The sequence below is a fragment of the Streptomyces sp. UF-297 genome, assembly GCF_058245575.1.
The window spans coordinates 1-14,519 of the sequence record NZ_JBSIBZ010000077.1 but is presented as its reverse complement, the minus strand read 5'-3'; the positions used below and the strand labels follow the sequence as shown (position 1 = coordinate 14,519).

General features: G+C 72.3%; 16 protein-coding genes. 10 read left to right on the top strand and 6 right to left on the bottom strand.

Translation table 11 applies throughout. The features are described 5' to 3' along the window. The first annotated feature begins 120 nt into the window (after window positions 1-120). Complete coding sequence (locus tag AC4IJH_RS32995; protein ID WP_490855609.1) at window positions 121-2,163, top strand: MFS transporter; 2,043 nt, start codon at window positions 121-123, stop codon at window positions 2,161-2,163. 45 nt (window positions 2,164-2,208) lie between these two features. Here AC4IJH_RS32995 and AC4IJH_RS32990 read toward each other — a convergent pair whose 3' ends face one another. Beyond that, complete coding sequence (locus tag AC4IJH_RS32990; protein WP_490855608.1) at window positions 2,209-2,727, bottom strand: GNAT family N-acetyltransferase; 519 nt, start codon at window positions 2,725-2,727, stop codon at window positions 2,209-2,211. A gap of 80 nt (window positions 2,728-2,807) precedes the next feature. On the opposite strand from AC4IJH_RS32990, the gene AC4IJH_RS32985 reads away from it, so the two are divergent. Further along, complete coding sequence (locus AC4IJH_RS32985) at window positions 2,808-3,575, top strand: hypothetical protein (RefSeq protein ID WP_490855607.1); 768 nt, start codon at window positions 2,808-2,810, stop codon at window positions 3,573-3,575. Next, window positions 3,572-4,054, top strand: a complete 483-nt coding sequence (locus AC4IJH_RS32980) for a hypothetical protein (RefSeq protein ID WP_490855606.1) — start codon at window positions 3,572-3,574, stop codon at window positions 4,052-4,054. The genes AC4IJH_RS32985 and AC4IJH_RS32980 overlap by 4 nt, the downstream gene beginning before the upstream one ends. A gap of 115 nt (window positions 4,055-4,169) precedes the next feature. On the opposite strand, the gene AC4IJH_RS32975 is transcribed toward AC4IJH_RS32980, so the two are convergent. After that, window positions 4,170-4,487, bottom strand: a complete 318-nt coding sequence (locus AC4IJH_RS32975) for an antibiotic biosynthesis monooxygenase family protein (RefSeq protein ID WP_490855605.1) — start codon at window positions 4,485-4,487, stop codon at window positions 4,170-4,172. Window positions 4,488-4,637: 150 nt separating this feature from the next. On the opposite strand from AC4IJH_RS32975, the gene AC4IJH_RS32970 reads away from it, so the two are divergent. The 3 genes from AC4IJH_RS32970 to AC4IJH_RS32960 all read left to right on the top strand — a co-directional run bounded on the left by AC4IJH_RS32970 (window position 4,638) and on the right by AC4IJH_RS32960 (window position 7,116). After that, window positions 4,638-5,099, top strand: coding sequence for a universal stress protein (locus AC4IJH_RS32970; protein ID WP_490855604.1), 462 nt, complete (start codon window positions 4,638-4,640; stop codon window positions 5,097-5,099). Window positions 5,100-5,113: 14 nt separating this feature from the next. Next, window positions 5,114-5,995 carry an AraC family transcriptional regulator gene (locus AC4IJH_RS32965; RefSeq protein WP_490855603.1) on the top strand — a complete coding sequence of 294 codons (882 nt, stop codon included), beginning with the start codon at window positions 5,114-5,116 and terminating at the stop codon, window positions 5,993-5,995. A gap of 191 nt (window positions 5,996-6,186) precedes the next feature. After that, window positions 6,187-7,116 (top strand): hypothetical protein, encoded by a 930-nt coding sequence (locus AC4IJH_RS32960; protein ID WP_490855602.1) that lies wholly within the window; start codon window positions 6,187-6,189, stop codon window positions 7,114-7,116. Window positions 7,117-7,165: 49 nt separating this feature from the next. On the opposite strand, the gene proP is transcribed toward AC4IJH_RS32960, so the two are convergent. Continuing rightward, window positions 7,166-8,641 (bottom strand): glycine betaine/L-proline transporter ProP, encoded by a 1,476-nt coding sequence (proP, locus tag AC4IJH_RS32955; protein ID WP_490855640.1) that lies wholly within the window; start codon window positions 8,639-8,641, stop codon window positions 7,166-7,168. A 686-nt stretch (window positions 8,642-9,327) separates the two neighbouring features. On the opposite strand from proP, the gene AC4IJH_RS32950 reads away from it, so the two are divergent. The 3 genes from AC4IJH_RS32950 to AC4IJH_RS32940 all read left to right on the top strand — a co-directional run bounded on the left by AC4IJH_RS32950 (window position 9,328) and on the right by AC4IJH_RS32940 (window position 12,022). Continuing rightward, entirely contained in the window at window positions 9,328-9,942 is a 615-nt protein-coding gene (locus AC4IJH_RS32950) for an SH3 domain-containing protein (RefSeq protein ID WP_490855601.1), read from the top strand. A gap of 171 nt (window positions 9,943-10,113) precedes the next feature. Then, window positions 10,114-11,166, top strand: coding sequence for an aldo/keto reductase (locus AC4IJH_RS32945; protein WP_490855600.1), 1,053 nt, complete (start codon window positions 10,114-10,116; stop codon window positions 11,164-11,166). A gap of 28 nt (window positions 11,167-11,194) precedes the next feature. Next, the gene (locus AC4IJH_RS32940) at window positions 11,195-12,022 is read left to right on the top strand and encodes an MOSC domain-containing protein (RefSeq protein WP_490855599.1); all 828 of its coding nucleotides are present in this window, start codon (window positions 11,195-11,197) and stop codon (window positions 12,020-12,022) included. A 64-nt stretch (window positions 12,023-12,086) separates the two neighbouring features. On the opposite strand, the gene AC4IJH_RS32935 is transcribed toward AC4IJH_RS32940, so the two are convergent. The 3 genes from AC4IJH_RS32935 to AC4IJH_RS32925 all read right to left on the bottom strand — a co-directional run bounded on the left by AC4IJH_RS32935 (window position 12,087) and on the right by AC4IJH_RS32925 (window position 14,180). Further along, window positions 12,087-12,464, bottom strand: a complete 378-nt coding sequence (locus tag AC4IJH_RS32935; RefSeq protein WP_490855598.1) for a peptidoglycan-binding domain-containing protein — start codon at window positions 12,462-12,464, stop codon at window positions 12,087-12,089. 170 nt (window positions 12,465-12,634) lie between these two features. Further along, window positions 12,635-13,648 carry a CU044_5270 family protein gene (locus tag AC4IJH_RS32930; protein WP_490855597.1) on the bottom strand — a complete coding sequence of 338 codons (1,014 nt, stop codon included), beginning with the start codon at window positions 13,646-13,648 and terminating at the stop codon, window positions 12,635-12,637. After that, window positions 13,641-14,180, bottom strand: a complete 540-nt coding sequence (locus AC4IJH_RS32925) for an RNA polymerase sigma factor (RefSeq protein ID WP_490855596.1) — start codon at window positions 14,178-14,180, stop codon at window positions 13,641-13,643. The genes AC4IJH_RS32930 and AC4IJH_RS32925 overlap by 8 nt, the downstream gene beginning before the upstream one ends. A 106-nt stretch (window positions 14,181-14,286) precedes the next feature. On the opposite strand from AC4IJH_RS32925, the gene AC4IJH_RS32920 reads away from it, so the two are divergent. Continuing rightward, window positions 14,287-14,519, top strand: a 233-nt coding sequence (locus AC4IJH_RS32920) for a cbb3-type cytochrome c oxidase subunit I (RefSeq protein ID WP_490855595.1), incomplete at its 3' end; no start/stop codon positions are given.

Genomic DNA, 14,519 nt, shown 5'->3' with positions numbered 1-14,519 from the left:
CACAGGGCGCGGGCTCGAACAGCGCTGTCGTCAGGCCGTATCCGTACGCCGCACTCAGCGGGCCGTACCGCAGCAAACCCACCAGGATGGGTACTGCAGTCTCGAATGGAGGAGACGCTCATGGCGCAGGACACCCACGCTCCCGCCGTCCCCGGCGAGGGGCAGTCCAAGCGGACCGTCCTCGTCGCGATCGGCGCGCTGCTGCTCGGCATGCTCATCGCGGCGCTCGACCAGACCATCGTCGCCACCGCGCTGCCCACCATCGTCAGCGACCTGGGCGGCCTGGACCACCTGTCCTGGGTCGTCACCGCCTACCTGCTCGCCTCCACCGCCGCGACCCCGCTGTGGGGCAAGCTCGGTGACCAGTACGGCCGCAAGAAGCTCTTCCAGGCCGCGATCGTCATCTTCCTGATCGGCTCGGCGCTGTGCGGACTCGCCCGGAACATGCCGGAGTTGATCGCTTTCCGCGCCCTCCAGGGCGTGGGCGGCGGCGGGTTGATGGTGCTGTCGATGGCGATCGTCGGCGACATCGTGCCGCCCCGCGACCGCGGCCGCTACCAGGGCCTGTTCGGCGCGGTCTTCGGCGGTACGAGCGTGCTGGGGCCGCTGCTGGGCGGCCTGTTCGTGGACCACCTCAGCTGGCGCTGGGTCTTCTACATCAACCTCCCCATCGGCGCCATCGCACTCATCGTCATCGCGGCCGTCCTGCACATCCCCGCCAGCCGCACCCCGCACAAGATCGACTACCTGGGTACGTTCCTGATCGCCGCGGTCGCCGCCTCCCTGGTCCTGATGACCTCGCTGGGCGGCGTCAGTTACCCGTGGGGCTCCTGGCAGATCATCGGCCTCGGCGTGCTGGGGGCCGTCCTGCTGGTGGCCTTCGTCTTCGTGGAGCGGCGCGCCGCCGAACCCGTCCTGCCGCTGCGGCTGTTCACGCTCCGCACCTTCGCGCTGACGTCCGTGATCGGCTTCGTCATCGGCTTCGCGATGTTCGGCTCGATGACCTACCTGCCGACCTTCCTCCAGGTCGTACAGGGCGTCTCCCCCACCATGTCCGGTGTGCACATGCTGCCGATGGTGCTGGGCATGCTGATCTCCTCCACCGCCTCGGGGCAGATCGTCAGCCGTACGGGCCGCTACAAGGTCTTCCCGATCGCCGGCACCGCCGTCACGGCCCTGGGGCTGCTGCTCCTGCACCAGCTCGCACCCGCCACCGGCGTCTGGCTGATGAGCCTGTACTTCTTCGTCTTCGGCTTCGGGCTCGGCCTGGTGATGCAGGTCCTGGTGCTGATCGTGCAGAACGCCGTCGCCTACCAGGACCTGGGCGTGGCCACCTCGGGGGCCACCTTCTTCCGCTCCATCGGCGCCTCCTTCGGCGTCTCCATCTTCGGCACGATCTTCGCCAACAAGCTCGGCCCGCGGATCGCCGACGCGCTCGCCGGGCAGCAACTGCCGCCCGGCGTCGACGCGTCCAAGCTCGCCGAGGACCCGCGCGCGGTGGCCCAGCTGCCGCCGTCGGAGGCGAAGGGCGTCCTGGACGCGTACTCCCTGTCCATCACGGACGTCTTCCTCTACGCGGTCCCCGTCGTGCTCATCGCCTTCGTACTGGCCTGGTTCCTGCGCGAGGAACCGCTGCGCGGCAGCGTCACCGCGCCGGACACCACCGAAGTCCTCTCCTCCAACCCCGTGCAGCGCTCCTCCTACGACGAGTGCGCCCGCGCCCTGAGCAAGCTCGGCAGCCTGGAAGGCCGCAAGAAGATCTACGAACGGATCACCGAGCGGGCGGGCCTGGACCTCAAACCCGCCGCGAGCTGGATGCTGCTGCGCATCAACCGCTACGGGTCGGTGGAGCCCGCGGTGCTCGCCGAGCGCAGCACCGTGCCCTTCACGGTGATCTCCGAGGCCGCCCGGCAGATCGAGGAGCGCGGACTGGCCGTACGCGAAGGGCTGCCGCTGGTCCTGACCGAGCGCGGGCGGGAGACGGCGGCCCAGCTCTCCGCCGCCCGCCAGGAGGCGCTGGCCGAACTGCTCGGCGACTGGTGGACCAAGGACCGGCCCACCGATCTGGCCGAACTGGTCGAGCAGCTGACGGCGGAGATGGGCGGCTCGGACGCCGAGCAGCCGCGGGACGGGGACGCGCGGCGGAGGCCTCCGGGGGCGTGAGGCGGCGGCCTTCGGGGCTGCTCGGTCTTCGCGGCCGCTCGGTCGTCAGAGCCGCTTTTCGAAGAAGATCTCCGCGTAGGGGTCGCCGAAGTGGTACGGCGGGATCTCCCGGAAGCCGTGCGCCCGGTACAGCGCGACGGCCTCCGTCAGGTCCCGGCGGGTGTCCAGCCGCATGCGCCGCGCGCCCAGGTCGGCGGCGAGCGTCTCCAGGGCGGTCATCAGCTCGCCCGCGCCGCCCAGTCCGCGCTTGTGCGGCCGGACGAAGACCTGCTTGACCTCCGCGGTCACCCCGCCGTCGAGGAGCCGCAGGCCCGCGCAGCCCGCGGGCTCGTCGCCGTGCCGGGCCACCAGCAACGCGCCGCCGGGAGGGGCGAGTTGACCGGCCGGGTACTCCGCCAGGCCCTGGTCGATCTCCTGCGCGGTGGAGCGGCGCCCCTCGTGCAGCTCGTAGTAGCGGTCCGCCACCTCGGTGTAGTACTCGCGCAGCAGTGCCCTGGCGTCCGGCGAGTCGGGGGACGCGGGCGAGATGACCCAGGGGAGGCGGGTGGTGGCGGAGTTCTTCATGGGGACATTGTGCCGACACGGTGCGAACAGCGGCCCGGTGGCCCGGGTTTGGGACGGAGGGGCAGGGCTACCCGTCCGCCATGTCTGTTGGCACGATCATTCTGCTGGCCGTCGCGGCGGTACTGCTCGCCGCGATCATCTTCTTCGTGATGACGAAGACCCGCAGCGACCGCAGGGGACTGCGGCGGCGCTTCGGGCCGGAGTACGACCGCACCGTCGATGTGCACGACGGCGACACCAAGGCGGCGGAGCGGGAGCTGGACGGGCGGCTGCGCCGGCACGGCGACTTCCACCCGCTGCCGCTGGCCTCCGACGCGCGCCGCGCGTACAGCAGCCGGTGGGACGCCGTCCAGGAGCGCTTCGTGGACGAGCCGCTGCGCGCCGTCGTCCAGGCGGACGCGCTGATCTCGGCGCTCGCCCGTGAGCGCGGCTACCCGGCCGACGGGTACCGCGAGCAGGTCGACGCGCTGTCCATCCACCACGCGCACACCGTCCACGGCTACCGGGAGGCCCACGAGGTGGCCGCGCACGCCCATGAGGACCGGGGCGCGGCCGATGCGAGCGCCGCTGCGCAGACCGGTGCCCGTACCGGAGCGAACGCCGGGACCGAGCACCTGCGCGAAACCCTGGTCCACGCCCGCGCGCTGTTCGAGGAACTGCTCAGGACGGCGCCGGAACAGAGCACCGGCCGCTACCGCCGCCGCGGCAGCCGGCACGGCACATCAGGGGGCACCGGACGCCTGGGCAAGCGGCTGCACCTGCCGGGCGGCGGGCGCGGCGGGCACCGGCCCGGCCACGCGGCCCGGTCGGCGAACACCCCCGGCACGGCACAAGGAGGCGCACGATGAGCGGCTACGACAAGCGGCGCCCGGGCGGCCCCGCGACGCCGCACGGCCCCGCCGACCCCGGCTCCCGTACGGTCTCCGGCCCCGGCCCCGAGGTCGAACGGGCCGCGGGGGAGGGCATGGTGGCCCCCGAGACCGGCCAACTCGCCGCGGATCCCGATGCCTTGGGGCGCGGCACCCCCTCGGCACCCGACCCCGCGGACCACGAGCGGCACGGCAACGGAGCGCTGCTGCGCTCCGACGCCCGCGACAAGCTCGCGCAGCGGCTGGAGGGCGCGGTCAACGGCTTCGTGGACCGGCCGAAGGAATCGCTGCGCGAGGCCGACGCCGTCTACGAGGAGATCACCGAACTGGTACCCCAGGCCCTCGCCGCCCGCCGCCAGGCCCTTCGGGCGTCCTGGGAGGACGCGGCGGACACCGAGAACCTGAGGCTGGCCCTGCGCCGCTACCGCGAAGCCACGGAGCGCCTGCTGGGCCTGTGACCCGGGCCTGAGTGCCCCCGAACCACGGCTGTGGCCGGCCGTCCCGGCCGCAGCCGTGCCATGTCGGCCCCCGCCGTCAGCCACGGCCGCAGCCGTGCCATGTCGGCCCCCGCCGTCAGCCCTGCTTCGGCGCTGCCTGCTGCACGACCTCGAAGGACCACAGCGTGGAGCCGTTCGCGGCAGGCTTCGGACGGTCGCCGCCCCCCTGGTGCGCGGCCTTCATCGGACCCTCCATCCAGGCCTTGAACGACTCCTCGTCCCGCCACCGGGTGTAGACGAGGTACTGGTCGGTCCCCTCGACGGGGCGCAGCAGTTCGAACCACTCGAAGCCGTCGGAGGACTCCACCGAACCGGCACGCGAGCCGAACCGCTGCTCCAGTACCTCTCGCTGCTCAGCGGGAACGGACAGCACATTGATCTTCACGATGCTCATGCGGCCATCCTGCCTCACGCGTTTTCCGCAGCCCCGGGCGGATGGCCGTATGCCGCCGCTTACATCCTTTAACGCCCTTTTTAGATAGTTCTCAGCTAGTTTTTGCGCTATCGGTAGCGGTATCGAGATGTGCTCTCGCTGAGGAGTCCCATGAGCGGCAAGGCCGAACCCCTGATCGTCGTCGGTGTCGACGGGTCCCCGCACTCGCAGGACGCGCTGCGCTGGGCAGCCGAGCAGGCCCGGCTGACCGGTGGCACGGTGCACGCCGTGATGTCCTGGGACTGGCCCAACGCCTTCTCCCTGGCGGGGCTGACGCTCAAGCCGGACCCCGGGAGCCTCACCATCGAGCAGGCCACCACCGAGAAGCTCGACGAGACGGTCGCGGCCGTGCTCGGCGCCGAGCCGTCCGTGCCGGTCCGCCGGCGCGTGCTGCAGGGCGCCCCCGCCAAGGTCCTGCTGGAGGCCTCCGAGAGCGCCGATCTGCTGGTCGTGGGCACCCGTGGCCACGGAGGGTTCAAGGGCGCACTGCTCGGTTCGGTCAGCCAGCAGGTCATGGAGTACGCGCACTGTACGGTCGTGGTCGTACGGACCGGGGGCGAAGCGGCGCACTGACGCGGGGGCGGGCGATGGCCGGCGGGGGCGAGGACCGGGCGGGGGACTGGGCGCGGTACTGGCGCGACCCCCGGCGCCCGTTGGAGGCCATGCACGCGCACTTCGTCCGCCATGTCTTCCACCCGCACAGCCACGACGCGTACTCCTTCGGCGTCACCGAGGACGGCGCGCAGCGCTTCACGTGCCGGGGTGGTGACCACACCAGCGCCGCGGGGCTGGTCATGGCCTTCAACCCGGACGACCCGCACGACGGCCGGGCCGCCGTCGAACTCGGCTTCACCTACCGGGTCGTGCGCATCGGCCCCGAGATCGTCCGCGGCATCCTCGCCGATGTGACCTGCGGGCGCGCCGAGATGCCCCTCTTCGACCGCCCGGTGGTCGACGACCCGGCGCTGGCCGGGGCGCTGCGCGGCCTGTACCCCGCGCTCGTCGGCGGCGCCGAGCCGCTCGTACGCGACGAACGGCTCACCGCGGTCGTCACGGCGATGGTCCGGCGCGGCGCGACCCGCCCGCCGCGCGCCCGCGACCTGCCGCCCGGCGCACGGGCCCGCACCGCCCGCCGGGCCCGCACCCTGCTGGAACAGGCCTGGGACCAGGAGCTGTGCGCACAGGACCTGGCGGACGCGGCGGGCTGCAGCCGCTTCGCGCTCTACCGCGCCTTCCGCGCCGAATACGGCCTCACCCCCAGCGCCTTCCAGCGGCTGCTGCGCCTGCGCCGGGCCAGGGCCCTGCTCGTCGCGGGCCACAGCGCCGCGTCCGCCGCGACCGCGACCGGCTTCGCGGACCAGGCCCATCTGCACCGCTGGTTCGTACGGTGCTTCGGGGTGACCCCTGGCACCTTCCGGCGGGCGGGCCGTCCCGGCCTCGATCGCTGCCTCCAACACCGCTCCGAATAAGCGGAGTTGAGCGGCCTGTTCCTTGTGACCGGCCCCGCTGTGAGGTGCCGCCGGGCCCAGGAGCATGATCGTCGGTAGCGCCGCGGGAGTTGCCGGAACCGGTGGACGCGGCGGGGAGGGTGATGCAGATGGCCACGCAGACAAGGTGGCAGTACCCGACGCCGCCTCTGTTGCCGCCCCGGATCCCCTCAGTGGGTCACCGCACCGGCTGGACCGGCGGGGCCGTCGTGGCGGCGGCAGCGACCTTGCTGGCGGAGACGTTCGTCGCGGGCGTGGGCCTGGTCCTCTTCGCGCTGACGCAGGAGGAATCCGGCGGCTACGGCGGAGTGCTGTTCGTGCTGGTGATACCGCTGTCGGCCGTGGTTGTCGGGCTGCTGTGCCTGTTCATGACGGTTGTGCTGGTGCTGCCCGCGGTCTCGCTCGCGCGCTGGGCGGCGGACCGCTGGAGCCCGGCGGGGAAGCGGACATGGTGGTGGGTGCTGGTCGCCGTACCGGTGGTGTCGGCGGTTCCGGTCCTGGCGGCCGGCGGTATCCGCGCGGCGGCCGGGGGGTCGGCGGGAGCGCCGATGGGGTACGTGTGGTGGTGGCTCGCGCTCGCCGTGACCACCGTTCCGGCCGCGCTGAGCGGCTGGAACGCCCCGCGGCGCACCGAGCGGCTGGGCGGTCTGCGGCTGGGGCTGCGCGCGCTCGCCGTGGGCGCCGTCGCCGCTCTCGTCCTCGCCGTACTGGGCGCGGTGGCCTTCAAGACCGGGGTGCTGAAGCTGTACGAACCGCCGCGGCTGAGCCATGCCGAGGTGGTGGGGGCCTGGCGGGACGGCAAGGGCGGCACTCTTGAGCTGGCCGGTGACGGCCGGGCGACCGCCCGCGGGCTGGACGACGGCCGGTCGGACGACGATCGGCGGGATGCGGGCTGGGGCCGCTGTGAGGGCACCGGCACATGGAAGATCGACGCCGGCGGGAAGTACGGCAGCGATGTCGTGCTGCGGATCCTGGACGGCTGCCGCATCGAGGACCGGTGGCGTATCCGCGGCACGGACGAACACCCCACGCTGGTCATCGATGTGGGCGACCCGGACGAAGGGCGGACCTACACCCTCACGCGCGGCGACCGGCAGGCGTAAGCCGCGGTGAGCGTCTCACCGCGGCTTACGCACTCGTCACCAGCGCCCGTCAGACGCGGTTGCGCCCCCGCGCCAACGCCCGTGCCTCCGCCTCGGTTTCCACCGCGGGCGGTGAGCCGGGCAGCGGGCGGCCGGCGCTCTCGGACATCAGGAGTACGGCGATGCCGCCGACGACCGCCGCCGCCATCATGTAGTAGGCGGGCATCATCGTGTCGCCGGTGGCGCCGATGAGCGCCGTGACCACCAGCGGGGTCGTACCGCCGAAGACCGACACCGAGATGTTGAAGCCGATCGACAGCGAGCCGTAGCGCACCTTGGTCGGGAAGAGGGCGGGGAGGGTGGCGGGCATGGTCGAGGTGAAGCAGACCAGCAGCAGGCCGAGGGCGGCCGTGCCCAGGCCGATGGCCACCAGGGAGCCCTGGCGGATCAGCAGCAGCGCCGGGATGGACAGGAGGAAGAAGCCCAGGCAGCCCGCGGCGATCACGGGCCGCCGCCCGACGCGGTCCGACAGCCGTCCCGCGAACGGCTGGACGCACATCATCAGCGCCATCACCGCCAGGATCACCAGCAGCCCGTGCGTCCGGTCGTAGTTCAGCTCGGCCGTCAGATAGCTGGGCAGGTACGACAGCAGCATGTAGTCGGTGACGTTGAAGACCAGGACGAGACCGACGCACAGCAGCATCGCGCGCCACTGCCCGAACACCATCTCGCGCAGGCCCATCCGCTTCTCGGCCTCTCTCCGGGCCTTCTCCTGCTCCCGCGCTTCCTTCTCCAGCTGCGCGAAGGCCGGGGTCTCCTCCAGCCGCATCCGCAGATAGAGGCCGATCAGGCCCATCGGCCCGGCGATCAGGAACGGGATGCGCCAGCCCCACGAGACCATCGTGTCGTCGCCGAGGAGCTGGGTGAGCAGCAGGACCATGCCGGCGCCGCCGATGTAGCCGGCCAGGGTGCCGAACTCCAGCCAGCTGCCGAGGAATCCGCGCTTCTTGTCGGGCGCGTACTCGGCGATGAAGGTGGACGCGCCGCCGTACTCGCCGCCGGTGGAGAAGCCCTGGACGAGACGGGCGAGCAGCAGCAGGGCCGGTGCCCACACGCCGATGGAGGCGTAGGAGGGGATCAGCCCGATGGCGAAGGTGCCCACCGCCATCATGATCATGGTGAGGGCGAGGACCTTCTGGCGGCCGATGCGGTCGCCCAGCGGCCCGAAGACCATGCCGCCGATGGGGCGGACCAGGAAGGCGGCGGCGAACGTTCCGAACGTCGCCAGCAACTGCGCGGTCGAGTCGCCGGACGGGAAGAAGACCTGTCCGAGCGTGACCGCGATGTAGCTGTAGACGCCGAAGTCGAACCACTCCATCGCGTTGCCGAGGGCGGCGGCCGAGACCGCGCGCTTGACCATGGCCGGTTCGACGACGGTGGCCTCGGCGGACGTGGATCCGGCGGTGGTGCCGGTCCCCGTATCGCCGGGGTCGGTACGCGTGGCCACCCCGGGCCTCATCGGTGCGACGGAGGACTGCGTCGGCACGTGTTCGCTCGCCTGCGCTCTCTGGGTCGACTGCATGGCAGCGCCCGCCATGGCGCGACGGGCAAAGGACGACCATAGGGGCAGAGCCGATCATCACGGGCTGTGTGTGAATGGCTACGGAATCAACCGGAATGCCGCTCCCTCCAGGGGAAACGGAAGGTCCGGCTCCGTTGTACGGGGCATCAAACTGTGATCCTTCTCGCGATCATCGCGGCGGCGGAGGGGAACCGGAGGGGGGTCGTTCGGCGTATCGCGAGGGCCTTCGCGGGGCGCGTTGCGTGGCCCTGCGTGAACGCGCCACGGGTGCGGGGGCGGGGGGCGGAGTCGGGCGGGGGCGGGCGGGGTCGGCGCGATGTGCGCCAACGCGCGGTACCCGTAAGGGATTTCGGCGTTCGCGCGCCGCTCCCGGCGGTGCAGGGGCCGACCCTCGGCGCCTGTTTACGTAGAGCGACGATTTGCGCACGCAGGGTCGGGTATTTAGCGTAATTCGGGCAAGCGGGTAGTTGACTCGATACGCATCGTGTTGGCTCATCCTGCCGGGAACAGGGCTGGAGTGCGGCCCCTCCCCGGGGCCGCACTCCAGCCGGCGACCGCACTCCGGCCGACTCTCCAGGCCACGGCGTCCAACGCCCCCCGGTATCCCCCGGACCCCAACGGGTTCCTTCCCCCTCCGCAGGAGGCAACGGATGCTTCCGCAGTCCAAGTTCGGCAAGTTCAGCAAGATGTCCCTCGCCGCGGCCACCGGCGTGATCGCGGCCGCCGTCTCCGCCACTCCGGCCCTCGCGGCCGCCGCCGCCCCTGACAGCGACGGCCCGTACAAGGGCCGGGTCACCAGCAAGAGCGGTCTGCTGATCCGCACGGCGCCCACCGCCCACTCCAAGGTCGTCGGCTCGGTTCCGCACGGCGCGACGGTCAAGATCGCGTGCAAGGTGCGCGGCGAGGCCGTCGGCGGCAACGCGCGCTGGTACAGGCTGAGGGACGGCCGCTACGTCGAGGGCTTCTCCGCCGCCCGCTTCATCGCGAACATCGGCGCGGGTCCCCAGTGGTGCAGCGGCCCGGCGCCGTACAAGGGCAAGGTCGTCTCCCACGCCGGCGTGAACGTCCGCACCGGGCCCGGCAACGGACACCGGATCGTCGGCATGATCCCCAACGGCGCGGTGGTGCACATCATGTGCAAGGTGCGCGGTCAGGCCGTCGGCGGCAACGCGCGCTGGTACAAGCTGAGGGACGGCCGCTACGTCGAGGGCTTCTCCGCCGCCCGCTACATCGCCAACATCGGCGCGACTCCCAAGTGGTGCTGACCTGGCACCGGTTCCCCATCGACCGGCGGGGAGTTTGGCGGCGCGGTGGCGTAGTCGGCCACCGCGCCGCCGGATCGTCGCGTCCTTCCAGGGTCGCTCCGCCGGCCGCCGCCCGCCACTCAGGCGGGGTTACGATCGCCTCCGGTCACTGTGGAGCCGGTCCGGCACGTCATGGGGAACGGGGGAAACGCCGTGGGGAGCGGTTTTCAGGGGGTCGGGGTCCGTACGCTCGGCCGGGGCGGGCCCGCGGTGTCCGCGATCGGCCTCGGCTGCATGGGGATGTCCGTCGCGTACGGCCCGGTCGACGAGCAAGAGGCCCACTGGACGCTGGAGCGCGCCGCCGAGCTGGGCGTCACGCTGCTGGACACCGCGGACGCCTACGGCCGCGGCGCCAACGAGAACTTCCTCGGCCGGTGGCTGCGCGGGCGCGGACGGGGCCGCTCCCGTGAGGGGAGCGTGGTGGTCGCCACCAAGTTCGGGCTGCGGCACGACCCCGCCACGGGCCGGGTCGACACGGTCGATACGACGCCCGCGTACGTCCCCCAGGCCTGCGAGGCCTCCCTGCGGCGCCTCGGCGTCGAGCACATCGACCTCTACTACGCCCACCGCCGCGCCCCCGAAGTCCCCGTCGAGGACACGGTGGGCGCCATGGCGGAGCTGGTGGCGGCCGGCAAGGTCCGCCACCTCGGGCTGTCCGAGGTCAGCGCGCAGACGTTGCGCAGGGCCCACGCGGTGCACCCCATCAGCGCCGTACAGCTGGAGTACTCCCTGTTCACCAGGGACGTGGTGGAGGGCGAAATGCTCGCCACCTGCCGCGAGTTGGGCATCGGCATCGTGGCGTACTCGCCGCTGGGGCGCGGGATGCTCACCGGCGGCATCTCCTCCCGCGCGGACCTCGGCGCGGGCGACAACCGGCTGCGCTGGCCGCGCTTCGCCGACACGAACATCGACCGCAACCTCGCGCTGGTACGTGAAGTGCGGCGCGTCGCGGCGCAGATCGGGGCCACTCCGGCGCAGGCGGCCCTGGCGTGGCTGCTCGCGCAGGGTGACGACATCGTGCCGATCCCGGGCACCGAGCGCCCGGAGTATCTGGCGGAGAACGTCGCGGCGGCCGGACTGCGGCTCACAGAGGCCCAGTTGACGGCGTTGCGGCAGGCCGTGCCGACCGAGTCCGTGGCCGGTGCCCGCTATCCGCAGCAGGCGCTGGACCGCCTGGGGCAGTGACGTACAGTGACTGACTTAGGGTGAACGGATGGCTACCGTCGTTGAATTGACCACCTACCCCGTCAAGGGGTGCGCGGGGATACCGCTGACCGACGCCGTACTGACCGAGGCGGGCCTCGCACACGACCGCAGCTTCATGGTCACCGACGAGGACGGCGTCTTCCGTACGCAGCGCAAGGACCCGCGGCTGGCCGTCATCCGGCCCACGGTGGACCCCGACGGCCGCTCGCTGACGCTCGCCGCGCCGGGCGTCAAACCCCTCACCATCGACGTCGACACCGTCTCGGCGCGGCGCGAGGTGAACCTGTTCGGGGCGCCCTACCAGGGCATCGACCAGGGCGCCGCGGTGGCCGGCTGGCTCTCGCACGTCCTCGGGGTGCCCAGCCGGCTCGTCCGCGTACCGCCGGAGCACGACCGGGTCACCGACGGCTGGATCCCGGGCACGTCCGGCTACGCCGACAGCAGCGCCGTACACCTCCTGTCGCGCTCCTCGCTGGCCGCGCTGAACCAGCGGCTGTCCCAAGGAGGCGGCGAGCCGCTGCCGATGACCCGCTTCCGCCCCAACATCGTGATCGACGGCTGGGACGAGCCGCACCGCGAGGATCTGGTACGCCGGGCCGCCATCGGCGACACCGAACTGGGCTACACCAAGCTCGCCCAGCGCTGCCCGGTCACCACCGTCGACCAGGAGCACGGCGTCAAGCGCGGCCCGGAGCCGCTGCGCGCCTTCGCCGCCTACCGCAGGGCGTCCGCGGGCGGGGTGATGTTCGGGGCGAAGTTCAGCGTCGTACGGACGGGGAAGGTGGCGGTGGGCGATGCGTTCACGGTCGGGGAGTGGGGCGAGGCGGAGCTCTGAGCGGCGGGCCGCCGGGGGTGCAGCGGAGCTCTGGGCGGAGCGGGCCCAAAGCTCCGGCGGTGGGTCACACGGCGCGCAGGGAACTCCAGGTCTGCGGACCGACGACGCCGTCGACCCGGAGGCCCCTCACGTCCTGGAAGTAGACGACCCAGCTCTCCGTGCGCGGACCGAAGACGCCGTCCACTTGCAGGGGGGTGCCCCCGTTCCAGAGGTTGATGATGCACTGCACTTCCTTGACCCGGTCGCCGCGGTCACCGCGCCGGGTCGTGGTATTGCCGCTGTAGTAGCCGCAGTTCGCGGCGGCGTCCTGCACCGAGACGGCGGCCGCGGTGGGCGCGGCCTGCGCGCTGGTCGGTGCGACGGCGGCCAGCAGCAGTCCGCCGAAGACGGCGGCCGTGGCCACGGCCCCCCGCTGACGGCGCATCAGATGACGTGCGAGCATGCGAGATGCTCCTTTCCCCTCGTTGTCCCTCGTTGCGGGTGCCCGGATACCGGACGCCCGCCAACAGCTTGACGTCCGCAACGTCCCGGAGCGGGCGCATCGTCCGCTATCCGCTCTTGTGGGTGATCGAACGGGGGCGCGCACAGGGGGCGTGAGGGGAGCGAGTGAGGCTACGGCAGCCACGCCTCGTAGGAGAGGACGTCGCCGGCCTTGATCTTGAAGTCGGGCAGGTCCTTGGTGAAGGTGGCCTCGATGCCCAGGACCTGGCCGGTGCGGGGGGCGAGGATGATCATGTGGCGGGTGGCGTCGGAGGCGCCGTCGGGGCCGTCGTAGACGTAGGCCTGGCCGGTGCGGCCGAGGCGGTCGGTGATTTCGCCCGCCGGGCGCAGGCCCTTGGCGTCGACCAGCAGCTTGGTGATGGCGGCCGTCTCGCGGGGGCCCGGGGTCCACTCCTGGAGGAAGGTGGAGAGGGCCAGCAGGAGCTGGGGGGTCTTGGTGTCGGCGCCGCCGTACAGGCGCGAGAGGTACTCGCGCAGGCCGTCGGGGTCGGCGGGCGGCGGAGTGGCGGCGAGCCCGCGGCGGCTGCCGGAGCCCGCCGGGTAGGTCTTGCGGTGCAGGACCTTGCCGTCGTTGACCGTACGCCAGGCGCTCTCGGAGTCGGAGCCGGTGTTGGCGATGACGGGGCGGCCGGGGTGCTGCGGGTCGGTGGCGACGACGAGTTCGGATCCGCTGCCGTCGGCGTTCCAGCGGGTGATGCGCTCCTCGGGGACGGTGACCGGCGGCGCGGCGTCCGGGCCCGCCTGCATGCTCAGGGACCAGGTCTGCAGATGGCTGCCGCGGTGCGGGCCCGCCGTGCTGCCCGCCGCTTTGCCCGCGGCCCTGCGGGAGATCTCGCCCAGCGGGACGGCGGAGGAGCCGGTGTCCGGGAGGAGCGGGGTGGGGGTGGCCAGGGCGGGGACCGCGGTGCCGAGGGTGGAGAGCATCAGGGCCAGTACGCCGACCACGCCCAGTACGGCGGCCTCGGCCCGCAGGACGAGGCGGCGCCGGGCCCGCCGGGTGTGCCCGGTGCGCAGCAGGCGGTCCAGGGCGTGTTCGGCGCGGGCGGTCAGGGGGCGGTCGCGCCAGGGGCCTTCGTCGGCCGGTACGGGGTCGGCCGCGCGCAGCAGCTCCAGTTCGTCAGCCATCGGCGCGGCCTCCTGCTCGTACGGTCACGGTCATCTGCATACGGTCGATCTCGGCGCGCAGGCGCTTGCGGGCGCGGTGCAGGCGCATGGCCGCCGCGCTGTGGCTGCAGCCCAGGGCCACGGCCAGCTCGTCCAGGGAGAGCTCCTCCCAGGTGGTCAGGCGCAGCGCCTCCTGGTCGGCGGGGGAGAGGCGGGCCAGCGCCTCGTGCACCCAGGAGCCGGGGCGCTCGGCGTCGGGGCTCTGGACGGTCTGGCGGTCGTGAGCGGCTTCGTGGTGGCCGAGCCTGAGCAGCAGACGGCGGTAGCGGCCCAGGCCGCGGACGGTGTTGGCCAGGCAGTTGCGCGCGACCCCGTACAGCCAGGGGAGCGGCGACTCGGGAAGCTCGGTGCGCCGCCGCCAGGCTATGGAGAAGACCTCCGCGACCACTTCCTCGACATCGTGTGCCTGGCCGTCCAGCCGTCGCGCCACGAAGCGGCTGACCGCCCAATAGTGCTCGCGATAGGCAGCGGCGAAGGCTTCGTCCGTGCTCATGACCCGTTGGTGTCCGGCATGCCACCGATCTTCACACATGCGTCGGGTGAGTTTTCGAACACCGGCCCGCGGTGACACCGCGGGGGGTCGCGGACACCTACGGGGCATGAGGTATCCCAAGTCCCCCGTGAAGTGGCTGACGACCACGGACCACAAGACGATCGGCACGCTGTACCTGGTCACGTCGTTCGCGTTCTTTTGCATCGGCGGCCTGCTGGCGCTGCTGATGCGCGCCGAACTGGCGCGGCCGGGCCAGCAGCTGATGTCGAACGAGCAGTTCAACCAGGCGTTCACGATGCACGGCACGATCATGCTGCTGATGTTCGCGACGCCGCTGTT